General features: G+C 42.2%; 17 protein-coding genes. 7 read left to right on the top strand and 10 right to left on the bottom strand.

The features are described from left to right. Window positions 1-116: 116 nt before the first annotated feature. Window positions 117-602 (bottom strand): VOC family protein, encoded by a 486-nt coding sequence (locus AC3KVK_RS12035; protein WP_490313151.1) that lies wholly within the window; start codon window positions 600-602, stop codon window positions 117-119. A 121-nt stretch (window positions 603-723) separates the two neighbouring features. Between AC3KVK_RS12035 and AC3KVK_RS12030 the strand changes: the two genes are divergently transcribed. The 3 genes from AC3KVK_RS12030 (at window position 724) to AC3KVK_RS12020 (ending at window position 4,825) form a co-directional block, all read left to right on the top strand. Continuing rightward, complete coding sequence (locus AC3KVK_RS12030) at window positions 724-1,611, top strand: LysR family transcriptional regulator (protein WP_490313152.1); 888 nt, start codon at window positions 724-726, stop codon at window positions 1,609-1,611. A 1,015-nt stretch (window positions 1,612-2,626) separates the two neighbouring features. After that, window positions 2,627-3,856 carry a response regulator gene (locus AC3KVK_RS12025; RefSeq protein ID WP_490313153.1) on the top strand — a complete coding sequence of 410 codons (1,230 nt, stop codon included), beginning with the start codon at window positions 2,627-2,629 and terminating at the stop codon, window positions 3,854-3,856. A gap of 273 nt (window positions 3,857-4,129) precedes the next feature. Further along, window positions 4,130-4,825, top strand: a complete 696-nt coding sequence (locus AC3KVK_RS12020) for a tetratricopeptide repeat protein (RefSeq protein WP_490313154.1) — start codon at window positions 4,130-4,132, stop codon at window positions 4,823-4,825. A gap of 74 nt (window positions 4,826-4,899) precedes the next feature. Here AC3KVK_RS12020 and AC3KVK_RS12015 read toward each other — a convergent pair whose 3' ends face one another. The 7 genes from AC3KVK_RS12015 to AC3KVK_RS11985 all read right to left on the bottom strand — a co-directional run bounded on the left by AC3KVK_RS12015 (window position 4,900) and on the right by AC3KVK_RS11985 (window position 11,581). Next, on the bottom strand, window positions 4,900-5,187 hold the full coding sequence (locus AC3KVK_RS12015) for a hypothetical protein (RefSeq protein WP_490313155.1): 288 nt from the start codon (window positions 5,185-5,187) through the stop codon (window positions 4,900-4,902). A 93-nt stretch (window positions 5,188-5,280) separates the two neighbouring features. Beyond that, complete coding sequence (locus tag AC3KVK_RS12010) at window positions 5,281-6,171, bottom strand: LysR substrate-binding domain-containing protein (protein ID WP_490313156.1); 891 nt, start codon at window positions 6,169-6,171, stop codon at window positions 5,281-5,283. 243 nt (window positions 6,172-6,414) lie between these two features. Beyond that, a complete protein-coding gene (locus tag AC3KVK_RS12005) occupies window positions 6,415-7,371 on the bottom strand; it encodes a hypothetical protein (RefSeq protein WP_490313157.1) in 957 nt (318 codons plus the stop codon). A gap of 18 nt (window positions 7,372-7,389) precedes the next feature. After that, window positions 7,390-7,776, bottom strand: a complete 387-nt coding sequence (locus AC3KVK_RS12000; protein WP_490313158.1) for a tautomerase family protein — start codon at window positions 7,774-7,776, stop codon at window positions 7,390-7,392. Window positions 7,777-7,892: 116 nt separating this feature from the next. After that, entirely contained in the window at window positions 7,893-9,428 is a 1,536-nt protein-coding gene (locus AC3KVK_RS11995) for a dipeptidase (RefSeq protein WP_518526911.1), read from the bottom strand. Window positions 9,429-9,483: 55 nt separating this feature from the next. Continuing rightward, window positions 9,484-10,200: a lipoate--protein ligase family protein gene (locus AC3KVK_RS11990; RefSeq protein WP_490313159.1), complete on the bottom strand. Its 717-nt coding sequence runs from the start codon at window positions 10,198-10,200 to the stop codon at window positions 9,484-9,486. A 232-nt stretch (window positions 10,201-10,432) separates the two neighbouring features. Continuing rightward, window positions 10,433-11,581, bottom strand: a complete 1,149-nt coding sequence (locus AC3KVK_RS11985) for a CobW family GTP-binding protein (RefSeq protein WP_490313160.1) — start codon at window positions 11,579-11,581, stop codon at window positions 10,433-10,435. 620 nt (window positions 11,582-12,201) lie between these two features. Here AC3KVK_RS11985 and AC3KVK_RS11980 point away from each other — a divergent pair. From AC3KVK_RS11980 to AC3KVK_RS11970, 3 genes are all read left to right on the top strand, one after another. Continuing rightward, window positions 12,202-12,450: a hypothetical protein gene (locus AC3KVK_RS11980; protein WP_490313161.1), complete on the top strand. Its 249-nt coding sequence runs from the start codon at window positions 12,202-12,204 to the stop codon at window positions 12,448-12,450. Between the two features lie 179 nt (window positions 12,451-12,629). Continuing rightward, window positions 12,630-13,235 carry a M23 family metallopeptidase gene (locus AC3KVK_RS11975; protein ID WP_490313162.1) on the top strand — a complete coding sequence of 202 codons (606 nt, stop codon included), beginning with the start codon at window positions 12,630-12,632 and terminating at the stop codon, window positions 13,233-13,235. Between the two features lie 118 nt (window positions 13,236-13,353). Then, complete coding sequence (locus tag AC3KVK_RS11970; protein ID WP_490313163.1) at window positions 13,354-14,172, top strand: class I SAM-dependent methyltransferase; 819 nt, start codon at window positions 13,354-13,356, stop codon at window positions 14,170-14,172. Window positions 14,173-14,237: 65 nt separating this feature from the next. Here AC3KVK_RS11970 and AC3KVK_RS11965 read toward each other — a convergent pair whose 3' ends face one another. Both AC3KVK_RS11965 and AC3KVK_RS11960 read right to left on the bottom strand, forming a co-directional pair. Beyond that, window positions 14,238-14,648: a response regulator transcription factor gene (locus AC3KVK_RS11965; protein ID WP_490313164.1), complete on the bottom strand. Its 411-nt coding sequence runs from the start codon at window positions 14,646-14,648 to the stop codon at window positions 14,238-14,240. A 30-nt stretch (window positions 14,649-14,678) separates the two neighbouring features. Next, window positions 14,679-15,572, bottom strand: coding sequence for a LysR family transcriptional regulator (locus tag AC3KVK_RS11960; RefSeq protein WP_490313165.1), 894 nt, complete (start codon window positions 15,570-15,572; stop codon window positions 14,679-14,681). Window positions 15,573-15,710: 138 nt separating this feature from the next. On the opposite strand from AC3KVK_RS11960, the gene hutH reads away from it, so the two are divergent. Further along, a complete protein-coding gene (gene hutH, locus AC3KVK_RS11955) occupies window positions 15,711-17,204 on the top strand; it encodes a histidine ammonia-lyase (protein ID WP_490313166.1) in 1,494 nt (497 codons plus the stop codon). Window positions 17,205-17,212 lie beyond the last annotated feature (8 nt).

Genomic DNA, 17,212 nt, shown 5'->3' with positions numbered 1-17,212 from the left:
TACATCAGCTCGGTTTATTGTATGGCTCAAGATGTTTTATTTTGTAAATACAAAAGCTTGCCTTTTATTCAGCCCTCAGTTGTTAGGTGGTTCTGTTAAATAATAGGACGGATGGGTTACTCGTAATCTGATGAATAAGTTTGTTCATAACTATGCGAGTAAAGCTCAAATAAATTGCCAAAGGGGTCTTCAAGGTAAACCATTTTAGCGGGTTTGCTGTCGTCTTCGGGATGATAGCGCATGATATCCATTCTCACTTTGCCGCCAAAGCGCTGCGTTTTTTCGATTACACCTGCAAAATCGTTAGTTTGTAAACAAAAATGAAAAATTCCTACACGAGAAAAGTTGACCTCATGACGCTCATCGCGCTCTTTCATTTCAAATAGCTCCACCCCAATCCCATCTGAAGTAACAAGGTGGGCAATATTGAACTCTTTGAAGCCTTCACCAAATACTGCGATACACATTTTGCCAATTGCAGTGTGGCGTTCTTCTTTTACTTGGGTCGTGTTCATAATAATTCGAAGACCCAATACCTGTGTATAAAATTCAACGGCTTGACTCATGTCGCCGACCATTATGCCGATATGATTCATTTTCATTTTGTGCTCCATCTTGCATTGTTACGTGATTAATGTGTGACGGACTCATTGTATGAATCATTTTTTATTAATTAAAATTATCAATTATAATTAAATTGATAACGTTTAATTATGGTGATGCATGCTCAATCCAGTTTGGTTACAGACTTTTATCACGTTGATAGAGACTGGCCACTTTACAAAAACGGCAGAAAAGCTGTTTATGACTCAGCCAGGAGTGAGTCAGCATATTCGTAAACTCGAACAATCGTGTGGTTTTGTGTTGATTAATCGAGACAAAAAGAGCTTTGAGGTGACAGAGCAGGGTCGGTTAGTGTACCAACACGCTAAAAAATCAGTTAAAAATGAGCAAGCATTAATGGCGCAGCTGTCGTTTGATGACCCTCACTCTGGGCGTTGTTTAGTCGCGTCGTCAGGGGCTGTGGCGCTGGCACTGTATACGCAACTGATTGACTTACAGTTGAATTATCCGTCTTTAGTGATGAAGCTGAAAGCGGCACCAAATCATCAAATTTTAGCTGATCTTCAAGCAGGCCTAATTGATATTGGTATTGTCACAGATGCACCAAATAGCAGCCTGTTTGATACAGAAGTATTGGGCCATGAAGAGTTGTGTTTGGTTTTAGGGCAACCGCTCGCTAAGAATCAGGGATTGGCTCAGCAACTGACTAAAATGGGAGTGATTACTCACCCAGATTTAATGCACTACTTATCAATCTATATTGAGCAATCCCATGATCCGCACTTAAAAACTTTAGTGATTTCAGATATACCAGAAGTTGGTTACATCAATCAGATCAGTCAAATATTACAGCCTATCGCAAAAGGGATTGGCTTTACTGTGTTACCTAAACGTGCAATCGAAAGCTTTGAACAGGCTCACTTGTTGACAGTGTTTACTCCCGCTTCCCCTGTGATCGAAACGCTCTTTATTGTAAAAAAGAAAAATAGGGTGCTACCTGCACGATATAGCGCATTGATTACATTGCTGCATGAAGTCTTAGGATAAAAAATGATCTTATGTATGGTCAGAAAGTTAATACGTGCGACAAACACTTGAATGCTAAGAAGGGAGGTGAGAATAGCCAGTTGAAATAATGTTTGATTAGATTGATTGTGACTCAGATCTTGAATGAGAGTATTGAGGGTTTTAATGCTCAAGAGTCGTTTAACGCACTTGGTCATCACTTTTAAGGAGAGTGTTTGTAAAAAAGGTATAAATAATCGTACCTTAATACTTTTGTGAGATTTTTATACTAGAGTTTACATAGGGAGTTAACAAGACAAGCCAAAGAAATTAATCGCTGGATTGATGGCAAGGGCGCATCCTGATTTTTTAAAGCCAAATAGGTAAAAAAGATGTCTGTTGAGCTTGTTGCAATGTTATTGCTCGCAGGTGAGTGGATGCCTCACTTGATGAAAAGCTTGACTTAAAAAAGACGACAATGAGCTGTTAAGTCGCATTTTTAAGAAAGTTAAAAAGTACATAATAAGTCGTGTATCGTCAGCAAAATAAAAAAGCTCTGATAATATTAAATTGATTAGCGTACTGATTTTTTAATTGGTTTTTACGATGTTATAAAGTGAAGATTAATCGCATCGAAAATAGAGCTGTTTTTTCTATCGCGAGTCGGTACTTCTGAGTTTCACTAATCATTAAAAAGAAATAAATATATGAATTTATTGTTTAAAGTGTTGTGTTGTAGCGTTTTATTCTTGCCTATATTTGCGCTCAAATTTGGTCAGGTGCTCAGCTCATTTTGGAGGGGGAACGGCCATTTTGTATCGGTTTTCTTTACAGTAGAACGCTTGAAAAAATTGCTTTTTTCAAGCAGTCAAAAACCCGCACTGATAGTGAAACAAGCAACTTTATTCCCTAAAAAGTTTGCTCAACTGCAGTTTTCATTCATTGACCTCCCCCTGATTTACTCTGCGTTGGTTGAGTGTCAATCGACGGCTAAAAGTGGATTGGTAGTTAATCTTGTGCACTGTATAGATGGGACAACTAAATTAGGAGTTAATAGATGAGTCGATCTTTAGATCATGCTGAGCGCCATCCTCAAGTTATCCTCCTGACAAATGATATCGATGATAACCGAGGAGTCTGTGAGCTTATTTCATCACAGGTTGATGCTTTTCGGGCTTTAGTCAAGCCTGCGGATATTTACCAAGTGTTGATTGATTCAAAACCGCCTATTGTGCTTTTGGGTTATACCCATGTATCGAGTTGCGTGCAAACATATGCAGAACTTATCGAAAAAAAACTGTTCAATTATAGGCATAAAACAATTTTACTCTGTGATAATAAAGAGTCAGGCATCGCGTTTAAGTGTTGTAGCAAAGGCTTGTTTGATGATTATTTTGTTAATAAACCTATGTATGAAAATTTCAGACTCAGGTTAATTTTACAACGTATGTTCGACACACTTGAAGGCGAAGAAAATATCAATCGGATCCGCGAAGAGCATTTTGGCAAAATAGATGAAAGTCTGTCTTCGCTTATTGACCAAGTCGTTGTGCAGCACGAAGAAATTAAACTCAGTTTTGAACAAACTAAAGCGCAAACGATAAAACCTAACGACGACTCGTTAAGTGCGGAACCTGAGCTGTATAACATTTTGCGTGAGGAATACCTCGATCCTTTAATTTCGGCTCTAGAAGGCCAACTATCTCATAATATCATCGAGATTTTAGGTCGATTGAAGTCCAATCAACAAGCACTTAAACACTGTGATGCTGAGTTAAATAATGTAGAAAAAGAAAACATAGAAAATAAAAAACAGTATTCAGAAGAGTTCTTAGAAAAAGAAAAGTTAAAAGCGGCTGCTCCAGTTAAAAAAGCAGCCCCGCCAGTGTCACCACCGGTACCAGTATCGGCAAAAGATAAAAAGGTCATGGTGGTTGATGATAATGAAATTTACAGAGAAATGATTTGTAAGGTTCTCAGGGATGCTGAGTACAGCGCGCTTGGGGTTGAAAATGGCAATTCAGCCATTCAGATTTTAAAAGAAGATCAAATATCGGCCATTTTTATGGACTTATTTATGCCTGGCCTAGATGGTTATAACACCACCAAAAATATCAGAACTATCAAAGGGTATGAGAAGCTACCCATTATAGCTTTGACCGGCAATACAGACAAAGAGATGATTAAAAAATGGGCCCAACAAGGTTTGAATGGTTATATTGTCAAACCAGCCACTAAATTTGCCATCTTAGAGGCGCTTAAAAAGTCAAATATCTCCCCTCATTAGGCCATTGCATTCGCTTATAGCTATCGGTGTCACGTTCTCTAAACACCGTACCGTTTAGAGAACGTCATCATCAATACGTGCCATTACATCTAAATTAGTTTCTTTTTACGCATAAACTTATGTGATCGAACCCAGGCTTACTTGCCTTGTTTTCTTGAAGATTTACGCTAAGTGAATTGATGACTTTTGTCATTGTATATTGGTGACAAACTACCCTCAATTATCTGTGTTGTTTTATCCATACTCATTACGTAACTTAAAAGGAGAAACAACATGAAATCAATCATTACAGTATGTGGTATTGCACTGGCGATGTTGAGCAGTAAACACGCATTAGCAGGTCAATACGAAATCGATCAAATAGAAGTTGCGGCAGGGCAATTAGACTTACCAGCGTTAACCGCACTCGTGGGGCAAGTTGAAGGGTATGATAAGGGGTTTGCTTTGTACCGTTTAGCTTTGAGTGCTAACTTACAAGGGCAAACAGAGTCAGCCATTAAATGGATTGATGACGCCATTGTTTTGCTTAAAGCATTAGATACAGCGCAGCCCAATGAAGTTGAAATCAAAGCATTATTGGCGCAAGTGTATGGGTATAAAATTGCCATGCAGCCAATGAAAGGGATGTTTTATGGCGCAAAATCGAGCGCGATGCTAGAGGAAGCCAAAGCCCTTTCACCCAATAATCCTCGGGTGCATTTAATTCAAGGTATTGCCAAATTTAATACGCCGGGTATGTTTGGTGGCAGCCGCAAAGAGGCTGAAGACGCATTCACTGATGCAATAAGCGCCTACGAATCAGATTTGAATTCGAATTATCACTGGGGCTTTGCTGAAACTTATACTTGGCGTGGGGTGGTGAATATGAAATCAGGCAAGCTTGCACTGGCTAAGCAAGATTGGCAAAAAGCATTAGACATCAACCCTGATTATGGCTGGGCGAAAACCTTGTTAAATCAGCATCAATAGCAACTATCAAAATCGATAACCGAGCCTCTATTTATTGATTAGGGGTCGGTTATTCCCGCATATTGAATTAGTTTTTATTGCTGCTCATTACTCGTTTTTACTATAGCTGAAAAGCCAAGTTGTTGTTTTTTCAGTTGGTTGGAGCGGGAAAGATATTGTTTGTGTGCGATCATTGCGACTAGTTTTGTATCGCAATAGACACTAAGGAGTAGCAGCACCAAAGTCAATAAGGGTGCATAAAGCAAAGACGTGACCAAACCACCTTGTGTGATTAAATTGATGGCCAATGGTGTCAGAACCGCCAAAGTTGCGATCAGACGGTAAGAGGTAAGACAGATTAGGTTGAACATAATAAAAGTCATTTTGCTTGCTAAGGGAATAGGAGCATCTTAGAAACAAACTCGCGGTGGGACAAAAGGAAAATATTCACCTAATAGGTGAATCATATTCATCTATTATGGGGTGAGTAGTTCAGACTGTTTTAGCCATTTTATAAAGCATCGAATATCATGGCGATTGGCATCTTTTTGGCGATAGACCGCATACAGTGATTTCGGGTAAGGCTTAAATTCATTAAATGGTGCGACAATCACTCCACGGCTTAATGAGGCGTTTTCTATTGGAAACATGGCCAGTGTCATGCCTAGGCCTTGCGTTGCTGCATTCATTGCAGAATCGTAGTCATTGAAAGTGAGTGCGTGCTCGCGGGAGCCAAGTTTTACTCCTACAGTGCGTGCCCATTTTGGCCAGGCATTATCTATATAACTTACATCAATCAACGGGATCTCGCTAAAATCTGTGAGTAATTGTGGCTGGTATTGCAGAGCAAATTGTGGGGAGCACACCGCTGAAATACTCACATCACTGAGTTTCTCTGTGACTGTATTGGGCCAGTTTCCATCTCCTAACCGAATGGCTAAGTCAATATCATCGTAACGTAAATCAACTAATTGATTACCAATCTCGATTCGAATTTCAATCTCTGGATGTGCAGCTTGAAAGGCGCCTAACTGTGGAATAATGATATTACTGGCCAAGGTGGTAAAGCATGATATCTTCAAAGAGGGCGATGAGAAGCGATGGGTAATTTTTTTTGTCCCTTCTTCAAACTGGCTCAGCCCGTGTTGAATAAACGTTAAATATACCTCACCTGCGACATTTAGCTTAACGCCCCTGCTTTTTCGTTGAAATAGCTCAAACCCTAAATGGGCTTCAAGGGCTTTTATTTGGTGGCTTACCGCAGAGGGAGTAAGAAACAACTCTTCACTGGCTGCTTTGAAGTTTTCTAACCGGCCTGCGGCTTCAAAAATACTCAGTAAGTGAAGAGGAGGATATTTATGTTTCATCAATCTTGCGCCAAGTTGGAATTGATTCAAGCATAAATTAAAAACACCAATAGGTGAATATTTTTCAATTATGGGGGGTGATATTCATACCATAAGGGGGTTGTTGAGCAATTAATTCGCTGATCGTTTAGAGATCAGCTTGCATCGGTTTGGTTGTGATAGCGATGGCTTACAAAAGAGCATGAAAGCAGATAATTTGTTTATTTAGTACTTTTCTTATTTGCTGCTTTTTAAAATAGCAACTTAGTTAAATTTAGGATGTGGGTAGAGCGTGCCGTTACGCTCAATGATTTCACGCCATTGGGTGAGTAGTTCTTCAGCAATCATCTTGTCATTTTCAGACAGTTGTGGATATTGGCGCTGTTCAAAATACGCATAGCGATTATAGACTTCATCACTTTGAGTGATGTCCATAAGTAGCCTATTTAGAGCATAAGAGTGAGCTAAGCTGTTTTCACCTGTTTGCTGAGTGTGGTGCAAGTTAGATAACGTCATCAGGGCCATTTCATTGCCGTGCTGGGCTGCTTGGCTTAAAAAGGCTAATTTTTGCTGCTTAAATGCATCTCGTTTGGCAAGGTAAGCCTCTCGTTGCAGAGTTTTAAAGCCTTGAGATTGCATATAAAACTCCGGCGTCAGGCTCGAAAACCGTGCTTGGGCTGCCACAGAGCCGAGCTTTGCGGCATCGGCTAGGTAGTGATAAAACTGGTTGCGTTCATTCTGCGTGATGTGTTGGCAATAAGTGTACTTTTCAATTGCTTGCTCAGCAGCTTCGCCAGCATCACTGTATGTGGCAATTGTCTCGAGTTTTGCTTGTAAAGCTTGATCGTTAAGGGGGGCGGAAAAACAGTATTGGAGGTTTTCAGCCAGGATATATGTTGAGTCAATATCTCCCGCATCCGCTGCTGTTTTTAATTGGAGCAGGTGGTCAGCTAATTGGCCATCCAGTTTCCAATTTGGCGTATTCATGATAATAAGCGCTTGCCCGTTGTTAGCTGTTAATTGTGGATTGGGCGAAGTGTCTTCTGGGTTGATCGATGTCTGTTTTTCGGTTTGCTTGTGAGGTATAGCGGCGGAAAAAGAGTCGGTCACCGCAGGTTTTACGGTTGAAGGTAGGGGGGCTTTTTCAGAGACAGTGAGCTGCCATGCGGCGATACTTACGCCAAGTAAAATAAGAATGAGATAAATGAAACGCTTATTCATGTTCTAAATCGTCCTTGTTCACACATTCACTTTATACGCGAGATCTTGAACTTCATCACCTGTCATCCCTCTAAATCCCCAACAATGAGCGGGTTGCTCTTTAATGGTAATTTCAATATCAATGGGTAAAATCCCTACTTGGGCCTCTATGCAAGCAAAAAGAGCTTTAATTAACGTACGCTTAGTGTCGATTTTACGTCCAGCCATCAGGTTTATTTCGATGACTGTGTAGGCGTCGCTTCGGCCTTCGGGGTAATAGAAGTCTGATTTATCCATTGGGATAAATCGATGAGCCCGTTTGTTTTCGGGTAGGCCTAATACGTCAGTCATCGCAGTATGAATGGCATCAGAAAGCCTTGCTTTGACAGGGTTTAACTGCTCTTTTATTCCGTATATCACTATCATAATCAATCCTTCATTAATTGGGGAAATATCAACACACAGAGTCAGATGCACTGGATGAATGAAGTGCACTGATTCAGTCGTTGTGTTGCGACTGATTCAGTGCATTGTGCTGTGGTTTACATATTGCCCAGCTTAACCAGCATTGCGGTGTACATTTTTAAGTTGAGCTTGATTTGCTCCACGGTCAAAAACTCGTGCTCAGAATGGCCTGTGTACTTTTTACCCGGCATGGAAGGGCCAAATGATACTGCGTTATCGAATAATTTAGCATTGGTTCCTCCCCCGATAGAGACAAATCCAGCGTCGTGATCACCTGTAAAATGCTTGAAAATATCCAGTAAGGCCTGGGCATGAGGCGCATTATCGAGCAGCATAGGTTTACCTAGGCTGATCGTGATGTCTTTTAATACCACTTGATTACGGGTCTGCCATTGGTTGAGCGCGGTATCGATTTGACTTTTTAGTACGTTTTCGTCTTTACCAACTGGGCGGCGCATATTGACCGATAGCTTGATTGCGTTTTTGCTACGGGTGATTAATGTGGGTGACACTGTCATTGGGCCCATAAAATCGTGTTCGTAGGCAATATCACCAAACTGTTTGCCATATAAATCTAATCCAATCAGCTGGTTAATAAACTTGATTGCTTGGCCATCGCTGTTGTTTTCAAGTTCTAAACCTTTTAATGCTTCGGCTAAATAGGCGATGGCGTTACGACCTGCTTCAGGCTCTGATGAATGAGCTGATTCGCCTTTAGCGCTGATTAGCAGACCACTGTCTTGAGTGTGCAAACTAACGTTGACCTCAGGCATACGTGCAAGATTGGCCTTTATTAGGGCTAAGGTTTCTGGAGTGCTGTTATGAAGAATTAGGCTTGCGTCTTCTGGGATTTGACTGACAAACGCCCCGCCTTGCAATTGAGTGACGTATACGCCCGTTTGTGCTGAATCGGCCGAAAACGTAGGTGCAATTAAACTCCAGCCTTTTTCTGCGACAACAACAGGATAAGAAGCATCAATCGTTACTGCATATTTAGGTTGCTGATAAGTGGTCATAAAGGTTTTTAATGGCTCCCAGTCTGACTCCTCAGCAAGGTAAATCATCAATTCAATACGGTTATTGAGTGTGATGCCTTGGTCTTTGATGGCTTTCATGGCATAGAGAGCGGTGGCGATGGCACCTTTGTCGTCTTCGGTACCTCGGCCAATCATTTTGCCCGGCTCTGAGGTCATGTCCATGCTAAATGGGCTGTGCTGCCATTTGCTGGCATCTGCCGGCTGGACATCGCCATGAGTCACAACGGTGACTTTTTCGGCTTGGTTGCCCAGGCCGATTAAAACGGTATGGCCTTGATCTTGATAATCAAACCCAAGCTCTGCAGCTTTAATTTTGAGCAAGGTTTTAAAGCCAATAAACTCTGGATTGGTCAGGGTATCTGTGCCTGGCTTGTTGACCGTTTCAAATGACACCATGTTGCTTAAGGTATGAATTTGCGCATTTTGGTATTGCTCTACCGCGTACTGAGCCAAAGCGTCTGGTTGCTGAGTATCTGCGGCAAAAGAATAGGGAGCCAAGAGTAAGGTACAGCTGAACAACGAGTATTTCAAGGGGGACACTCCAATGATAAAAAAACGCAGCAATTGTAGCATCATGCGGCGCTTAAATAATCATCCGGGCTAAATTGTTTTCACGTTTTCTATCATGTTCTTATGCTGGGGTGCGCTGTGCTTGAGCGAAACACTGGTACAAGGTTTGATATAGTTGGTCAAGCTCTGGACGGTGTGGGGTGTGATCAAATAAGCAAGTGTGCACGTTGGCCTGCACACGTTCAGTTTGCTGATTGTGTTGATAACAAGTGTTGACTGGTGCTACGAGTTGAACGGGATTAACATCAATTAAAATACAGGCTTGTGCCAGTACCACTTTACCACCGCCTTTTTTGAGTACAACACGTTGGGCGGTGCCAACCACTTTTTTACCGGCGATATTGATGTTGTAGTCACCATCGCAGTAGCTCCCAGGTGTCGCATGGACCTCAACTTTTATATCCCAATGACTGAAAAATGAGCTCAAAATTTGGCAAAAATCACGATAAGCATCAGGAATAGAATAAGGCTGATCGTTATTAAGGGCATAAAGGTAAGAAACATTGATCACCCCTTGAGTTTGTGGCACAGGTGCGCCGCCCGTTTTGCGAGCTAAAACCTGCCAACCGATCTGATTGAGCGCATTGTTCAGAAGCACTGTTTGCGGCCACTTATTCCCAGCAGGCAATACGAGAGTGCGATCACAGCTTTGCCATAATAAGAGGGCTTGGTCGAGTTGACCGAGTTTGATGGCATCAAGCAGCTCGGATTCTTTGGCAAAGACGGTTTCGACATCAATGGCGTCATAACGCAATACTTTGGCTTTCATTTTTGTCATGCTGTTATCATTCTTCTTTTTAGGCCAATTAAGCAGTAAGCTTATCGAATAATCTAATGATCCCGCTAGTGTTAATTGTTGTTATCGAAGTGTTTTATTGTCTTTAGTAATAATGCTTTGACTTGACGTTTTGGGCTTGGATTGCGCACTTTAGCTCGACAGGTTTTTACCTCCTCTTTATTTGTTATAGCAATCCGCTCGATTGCGATGAAAAAAGAGAGGAGGTGACAGGTTACACGCTGATTGATTCTTGTTTTGAGTGTTCTTCGTTTTGAGCTTCAGAGAGAAATTTGGCCTCAGTTTCATAATTGCGTTCTTTAAACACTTCAAAAGTGCGCTCTAACGTTTGGCGATCGATATCGTAGGTGATAAAGACTAATTTAGAACGACGGTCGTCATCTGGCCATTCAGGTAAATAGGCCGCAGGGTGATAGGTGTGTTGAACACCATGTATCACAACCGGGCCTGCATGACCTTGTATGTTGATAATTCCTTTTAAACGCAGCAAATTTTTACCAAAAAGTGGCACCATGATGTCCACCCACATACCAAATTTTGCTTCACTCAAGGGCTCATCAAAAATAAAACTGTGGGCTTGAATATGGTCGTTATGGCGATTGATATCATTCTGAGGCTCGCTAATCGGGTTTAGTTGTGCAAATGCCTTGAGGTTATTGCCTGTGGGTTGTGCAGAAACAGAACTGATATTAAGCCATTTTTTCAGTGGAATTGACGAATCTGCTGGCTCGATGTGATCTAATTGCAAAATTAAATTGGCGGCCACAGTGCCATTGTTTGTCATTTGAATATCGGCCGTAGGATTGCGCTCAGCAAGTTGTTGCAATAAGGTATCTAAAGTGTGTTTTTCAACATTTAAATCGGCTTTTGTCACTAATAATAAATCAGCAACGCTCACCTGTTTACGTGCTTCAATGTGCTGGGTGATAGTTGACGCACCATTGATGGCATCTACTGCTGTGACAACCCCTTGTAAACGAAATTGCAAATGGATTGTTCGGTCGCGCATGAGTGTCTGAATGATCGAAGTCGGATCGGCCAAACCTGTGGTTTCAATGATGACTCGATCAAAAAGGGGTTGGCCATCACGAGCATATCGCCACGGAGTATCTCGCAATGTCTTTGCAAAATCCCCTCGAGTTGCACAGCACAGACAGCCGCTGCCAAGCTCAACCACTAAATTTTCATCTTCTTTGGCATGACTGACTAAAAGATGATCCAGACCGACTTCACCAAATTCATTAATTAAAATGAGGCTACGCTCCATTCCAGGTTGTTTGACCAGCGAATTTAACAAGGTCGTTTTTCCACTCCCTAAAAAACCCGTTAATAAATAGACCGGTATACGTTCTTTTAAACTCATATCTTGCTCCAATCGAAAAATGTTTCAGTAAAATCAGTGATAGATAAATCAGTCAGCACCAGTGTTAAGGCTGCAGGGTTGAGGGGGGCCATTTCCAACAGATTAGCCTCACTTGGTTATGTTATATTATCACGTTTTTATTGCGCAATGGCACTGCCTTTTGTTTTATCCGTCAATTAACAGGAGCTATCCGCAGTATGATGTTGAAGCGCCTTAAGGGCTGCATGGTTTAAAAACAAACAACAAGATCTGAACTATCGCTGAAATCGCAGCCGATGTATTTTGAAGTTAGCTATGATGTAAGTAATATTATCGATTGTTGATAGTGGTCTAGCTCGACGGCTATTGCACAACATCATTGAGGTTACAACAGTGAAGGGGCTTGCTGTATCTAGTGCGACAAGAGTGTGAATTTGAAAAGTGATGTTGAGGGCAAATGCTGGTTTCATTTCTCTAATATCACGCTCAGCTTAGCCGTGACGAAGAGTTGCTGCTATCAAACAGTGTTTAAATATCTGAAAGGTTAAGCCCCTTCACGGGCTTTGATTGTTTATCGCGGTATTTAATCCTGTTATTCTACACACTTTCAGAATTGGCGCAGTATAGCGGAGCAACTCAGTATGATTAATGATAACGACTTAATTGAAACCCTTGAAGAACTCGAAGCATTTGTTCTTTTAGTTGATAAAGGCGGCCTAGGTCTCAAAGATGTAGCAGGCATCGCATTGGCAACCAACAATAGTAATGGTCGCCCATTTGTTGCTGTGCTTGATAATAACCATCAGTTGCTACTTGGCCGTTGGGTGACACAAGAAGTATTTGAAAACGGTAAAGAAATCGTCCAGTTTGGTGCTAAAAAACCACATTAATTGTGCCCGGCTGTTGAGTGTCATCGGCAGCCTTTCTTCCTTTGAGCATTCTTGTTTGTGAGCCACTTCACCTAGACAGCGTCATTCAGTTTGATGCAATTAATTTTAATTGTCTGTTCCTTATTTAAACCTTTTATATTTTTGCTTCGCCTAATTAGTTTTTAATCATGGACAGTTCAATGACAAAAACTTCATTTATTTTAAGCTCCTTACTATTCAGTAGTGCCGCAGTGTTTGCCAAGCCAGCCCTCGATTGCCGTGTTTTTTCGAGTCAGGAAGCATCGCCTTATGTGCTCCCTTACCAAGTTGGTACCACTCACGAAGTGGTGGTGTCGACTGGACATTACCGAGAGTCCACTCAAGGCGTTGGGCTGTTTGCGTTAGATTTTATCATGCCGATAGGGACTGAGATTGTTGCTGCAAGAGAAGGTGTTGTCGTGGCTATCAGGGAGCAGTTTCATGATGGTAATGGTCAAGATCTTCACGAAAATTATGTCTTTATTCGCCATGATGATGGCTCAATTGCACGCTATATCCATTTAACCCATGATGGGGCGTTGGTCTCTGAAGGGCAAAGAGTTAAAACTGGGCAGTTAATTGCGAAAAGTGGTGATACTGGGCAAACGGGTGGGCATCACTTGCATTTTGATGTGCAACAATGTGGGCCAAATTTACCGCCAAATTATAATCAGCTTCCGTGCGGACAAACGATACCTGTTACGTTTAAAAATACTGCGCCACATCAGTGCGGTTTACAGGCCGGGCAAGCGTATCGCGCAGAGTAAGGAAATGAGTGTCAGGGTCATTTAGCGTAAAGTGTAAAATTTTTCATCGCAAACAGTGACCTATTATTCAAATGTCAGTGTATAACTGGGTTAATTATTCTCAACTCAGGAAACTAAAATGAACAATTCTAAGCGATTCCTTCCAGCAGCATTGTTACTGTGTGCTTCAGTGCCCTTTGCGTCATTGGCCGATGGACATGGTCATCACAGTGTTGATAACACCCACCGTAGTGACAAAAATCAGCAGCGAGATGAATTCCGTAAGCCTTATCAAACGCTTGATTTTTTTGGTGTCAAACCAAACAGCAAAGTGGTTGAAATTATGCCGGGTGGCGGTTGGTACACTGAGATTTTAGCGCCGATGTTAAAAGAGCAAGGCACGTTAGTCGCAGCTCATTACCCAGCGAATGTTGCCTCTGAATACCGTAAGCGCTCACGCACTAATTTTGAAAAGAAACTGGCAGACAACCAAGGCGTGTATGGCAAAGTCATTGTGGCCGATTTTGACCCTAAAGCAGGCGTCGATACAGCCACCACAGATGCAGATGTCGTGCTGACATTTCGCGGTTTACATGGCTTACAAAATAGTAACGATTTAGCTGCTGCATTCAGTCAATTTAACCAAATGCTGAAAAAAGGCGGAAAACTTGGGGTGGTTCAACATCAAGCGCCTGAAGGTTACGATGCTGTTGAAACGGCGAAAAAAGGGTATTTACCTAAGTCGCATGTTGTGGAAGTGGCCAATGCTGCCGGGTTTGATTTAGAAGCGGAAGCGTATTTTCATAACAATAGCCAAGACCGCATTATTGTCGACGGTGTTGAAGGCGGCGTATGGTCGTTACCTCCTTCGCTAAATGTGAAAGAAGAAGCGGATAAAGAAAAATTCAAGAACGTCGGCGAATCTAATCGCATGACTTTATTGTTTAGCAAACGCTAATTCGCGTTTAGGCGGCGAGTATCATGCACAGATGTGGCGTGGTACTCACGCTGATACTCACTGGTTTACACCCACTGGTTTTGAATCGCTTTAATCACCGCTTGCGTTCTGTCTTGCACGGCTAATTTACCGATGATTTGCGATACGTGATTTCGAATGGTGCCTTCTGAATTATCGAGATAAAGCGCGATGGCTTTATTGGCCATTCCTAGCGACATACAGCGCAATACACTGAGCTCTTTTGCTGTTAAATGATAACTTGGGGTATTTTGTTGATTGAGTAAATAGTGCGTGACCGCATCTTGCAGTACGAGCTGACCGCTGATGACGGTAGTAATTGCACCGATAAACGCTTCTAACTCGATGTTTTTGATTACATCCCCCTTCACCCCTAAATTAATGGCCTTGACCAATACATCGTAATCTTCAAAGGAGGCGATGATTAAAACAGGCGTGTTGTCCCCGCGTTGCTTCATTGCTTCAAGTATACCTAATCCATCGAGACGTTACTGATGGCTGCGTTTTATTTCGTTGATGATCGCCTCAGCTAAGGGCGAGGGGGTGGCCGTTTTTGCCGTAATGAGCATCACCGGTATTTGATAAGAGTATTGCGCGGGGTTAATGGCTTTAAAGAGACCTTTATCGACCCAATGAGCTGCATAGTGTTCAGGTAAGTAGCCAATAAACTGACCCGATAAGATTAAGTGTGCAATCCCTTCGTCGTGATAGGCAATTGCACTGTTTTGGTAGTTTAAGCCATCGTTTCTAAGCTCTTTGTCGCGCATGTAATTACTGGTGATGACTTCGGCCTCGGTCAGTAATTTGCTCACCGATGAGGCTGAGCAATCAAATAAAGGATGGCCGATCCCGCAATATAAATAGTTTTTTTCGTTATGCAGCGGGGTGTAATTGAGGCCCCGCAAATGATGACGGCTCACGCCAATGCCCACTAATGAACGGCCATTCACCACGGATGTTTCTACTTCGCGTGCTTCACAGACATTGATGTCAAACTGAATATTTTTACTGTTCTTTTTAAGTGCGGCGATGGCTTGTGCAACGCCACAGCGTGGATCACTGACCAAAGTATCGATAATCGCAAGCGTCACTCGGCCCGATAACTCATCTTTTGAACTCGCAACAGTGCTGGCAAAGGCACCACATTGTTGCAATAGCTCAAGCGATGCCTGATAAGTGATCCGCCCTGACTCGGTCAATTCAAAGCCGCTGCGCCCACGTTTACACAGCGTAATCCCCAAGCGGACTTCTAAGTCCGATAAATGCGAACTAATGGTCGAACGGCCAATATTTAAGCGCGATTCAGCCGCCGATAACCCGCCACATTCAACAATCGCAACAAAAATACGCAAAAGGCGTAGGTCAACATCATGCACTTGCATCGGCACTTTCCTTATTAGTTCGATAATATCGGAATAAACATCGATTATTATGCATTTATAAAACAACCACAGCAAGCTAGCATTACGCCATTGACCGCCCAAAAGGGCATATAAAGAATAATGAGAGAGGAAAGTTACATGACCTTTAGATATGGAATTGACCAATTAAACTTAGAAATTGTCAATGGTATCGTAGATGGCAGCATTCGAGCTGAACTTTGCCAGCAAGCAATTGATAATATAAATAAAAGCCGACAAAACGTTGATGTCATGGCCGCTTCTGACAAAGCAGTTTATGGTATTAATACTGGCTTTGGCCCCTTGTGTGACACGCAAATCTCTCCAGAAGAAACCCATTTACTGCAAAAAAACCTGTTAATTACCCATGCCGTTGGCGTCGGTGAATCCATTGCAAAACCGATTTCAAAACTGATGCTGATCACCAAAGTCCAAGCGTTAAGCCAAGGTTTTTCGGGTATTCGCTTAGCCGTTGTTGAACGGATGTTAAAGTTTATTGAGCTTGATTTAATTCCAACTGTGCCAGAGCAAGGCTCGGTCGGCGCATCGGGAGATTTAGCACCGTTATCACACTTATTTTTACCCTTAATTGGTGAAGGTGAATTTTGGCAAGGTGACGCTACCGTGCCAGCTGCGCAAGCACTCAAAGAACATAACCTTGAGCCGCTAGAATTGCATGCCAAAGAAGGCTTAGCGCTGATTAATGGCACCCAGTTTATTTTGTCTCATGCAATTACCGCATTAACCAAAATGCGTTATTTACTTGATTTAGCTGATGTCGCTGGGGCGATGAGTATTGAGGGGATGCAAGGCAGCCAATCGCCATTTAGAGAAGAGCTTCATCAATTGCGAGCCTTTGCCGGGAATATTGAAGTGGCTAAACGCATGAGACGATTATTTAAAGACTCAAATAATATGGCGGCACACAGCAATTGTGATCGTGTCCAAGATCCGTATTCATTACGCTGTATTCCTCAAGTTCATGGCGCATCGCGTAACGCGTTTAATCACCTTAAAGAATTAGCTGAAATCGAAATGAATTCAGTGACAGATAACCCAATTATTATCAGCAGTGAAGAGGCGATTTCTGGTGGTAGTTTCCATGGTCAACCGTTGGCAATGGTGCTTGATTATGCCTCAATTGCAGCTGCTGAGCTGGGCAATATAGCCGATCGTCGTTGTTATTTATTACTTGAAGGTTTACATGGCTTGCCACGCTTATTGACCTCATCGGGTGGTTTGAATTCGGGCATGATGATCCCGCAGTACACCACAGCAGCACTTGTAACAGAAAACAAATCGCTGTGTTTCCCTCCTTCCGCTGACAGTGTGCCAACCTCAATGGGGCAAGAAGATCATGTTTCAATGGGCAGTATTTCGGGGCGTAAACTGAACCAAATTTTAGGTAACTTAGAAAAAATTATCGCCATAGAATTAATGTATGCGGCGCAAGCCATTGACTTTAGACGCCCAAATACCTGTTCAGACATCATCGAAGAAAACTTTGCCATTATTCGTGAACAAGTCGCCAAACTTGAAGAAGACCGCTTACTTAAGCCGGATATTGATGCCATGATTGCACTGGTTAAATCACAATCACTGAAAGTAAATTAAGGAGCCAA

This window comes from Pseudoalteromonas sp. J2K-J979, from assembly GCF_058169715.2.
This window is presented reverse-complemented; position numbering and strand designations above follow the sequence as displayed.

Bases quoted from the DNA above. Each gene is read 5' to 3' on its own strand.
- AC3KVK_RS12035 (WP_490313151.1), bottom strand. From the start codon at position 602: ATGAAAATGAATCATATCGGCATAATGGTCGGCGACATGAGTCAAGCC.
- AC3KVK_RS12030 (WP_490313152.1), top strand. From the start codon at position 724: ATGCTCAATCCAGTTTGGTTACAGACTTTTATCACGTTGATAGAGACT.
- AC3KVK_RS12025 (WP_490313153.1), top strand. From the start codon at position 2,627: ATGAGTCGATCTTTAGATCATGCTGAGCGCCATCCTCAAGTTATCCTC.
- AC3KVK_RS12020 (WP_490313154.1), top strand. From the start codon at position 4,130: ATGAAATCAATCATTACAGTATGTGGTATTGCACTGGCGATGTTGAGC.
- AC3KVK_RS12015 (WP_490313155.1), bottom strand. From the start codon at position 5,187: ATGACTTTTATTATGTTCAACCTAATCTGTCTTACCTCTTACCGTCTG.
- AC3KVK_RS12010 (WP_490313156.1), bottom strand. From the start codon at position 6,171: ATGAAACATAAATATCCTCCTCTTCACTTACTGAGTATTTTTGAAGCC.
- AC3KVK_RS12005 (WP_490313157.1), bottom strand. From the start codon at position 7,371: ATGAATAAGCGTTTCATTTATCTCATTCTTATTTTACTTGGCGTAAGT.
- AC3KVK_RS12000 (WP_490313158.1), bottom strand. From the start codon at position 7,776: ATGATAGTGATATACGGAATAAAAGAGCAGTTAAACCCTGTCAAAGCA.
- AC3KVK_RS11995 (WP_518526911.1), bottom strand. From the start codon at position 9,428: ATGATGCTACAATTGCTGCGTTTTTTTATCATTGGAGTGTCCCCCTTG.
- AC3KVK_RS11990 (WP_490313159.1), bottom strand. From the start codon at position 10,200: ATGACAAAAATGAAAGCCAAAGTATTGCGTTATGACGCCATTGATGTC.
- AC3KVK_RS11985 (WP_490313160.1), bottom strand. From the start codon at position 11,581: ATGAGTTTAAAAGAACGTATACCGGTCTATTTATTAACGGGTTTTTTA.
- AC3KVK_RS11980 (WP_490313161.1), top strand. From the start codon at position 12,202: ATGATTAATGATAACGACTTAATTGAAACCCTTGAAGAACTCGAAGCA.
- AC3KVK_RS11975 (WP_490313162.1), top strand. From the start codon at position 12,630: ATGACAAAAACTTCATTTATTTTAAGCTCCTTACTATTCAGTAGTGCC.
- AC3KVK_RS11970 (WP_490313163.1), top strand. From the start codon at position 13,354: ATGAACAATTCTAAGCGATTCCTTCCAGCAGCATTGTTACTGTGTGCT.
- AC3KVK_RS11965 (WP_490313164.1), bottom strand. From the start codon at position 14,648: ATGAAGCAACGCGGGGACAACACGCCTGTTTTAATCATCGCCTCCTTT.
- AC3KVK_RS11960 (WP_490313165.1), bottom strand. From the start codon at position 15,572: ATGCAAGTGCATGATGTTGACCTACGCCTTTTGCGTATTTTTGTTGCG.
- hutH (WP_490313166.1), top strand. From the start codon at position 15,711: ATGACCTTTAGATATGGAATTGACCAATTAAACTTAGAAATTGTCAAT.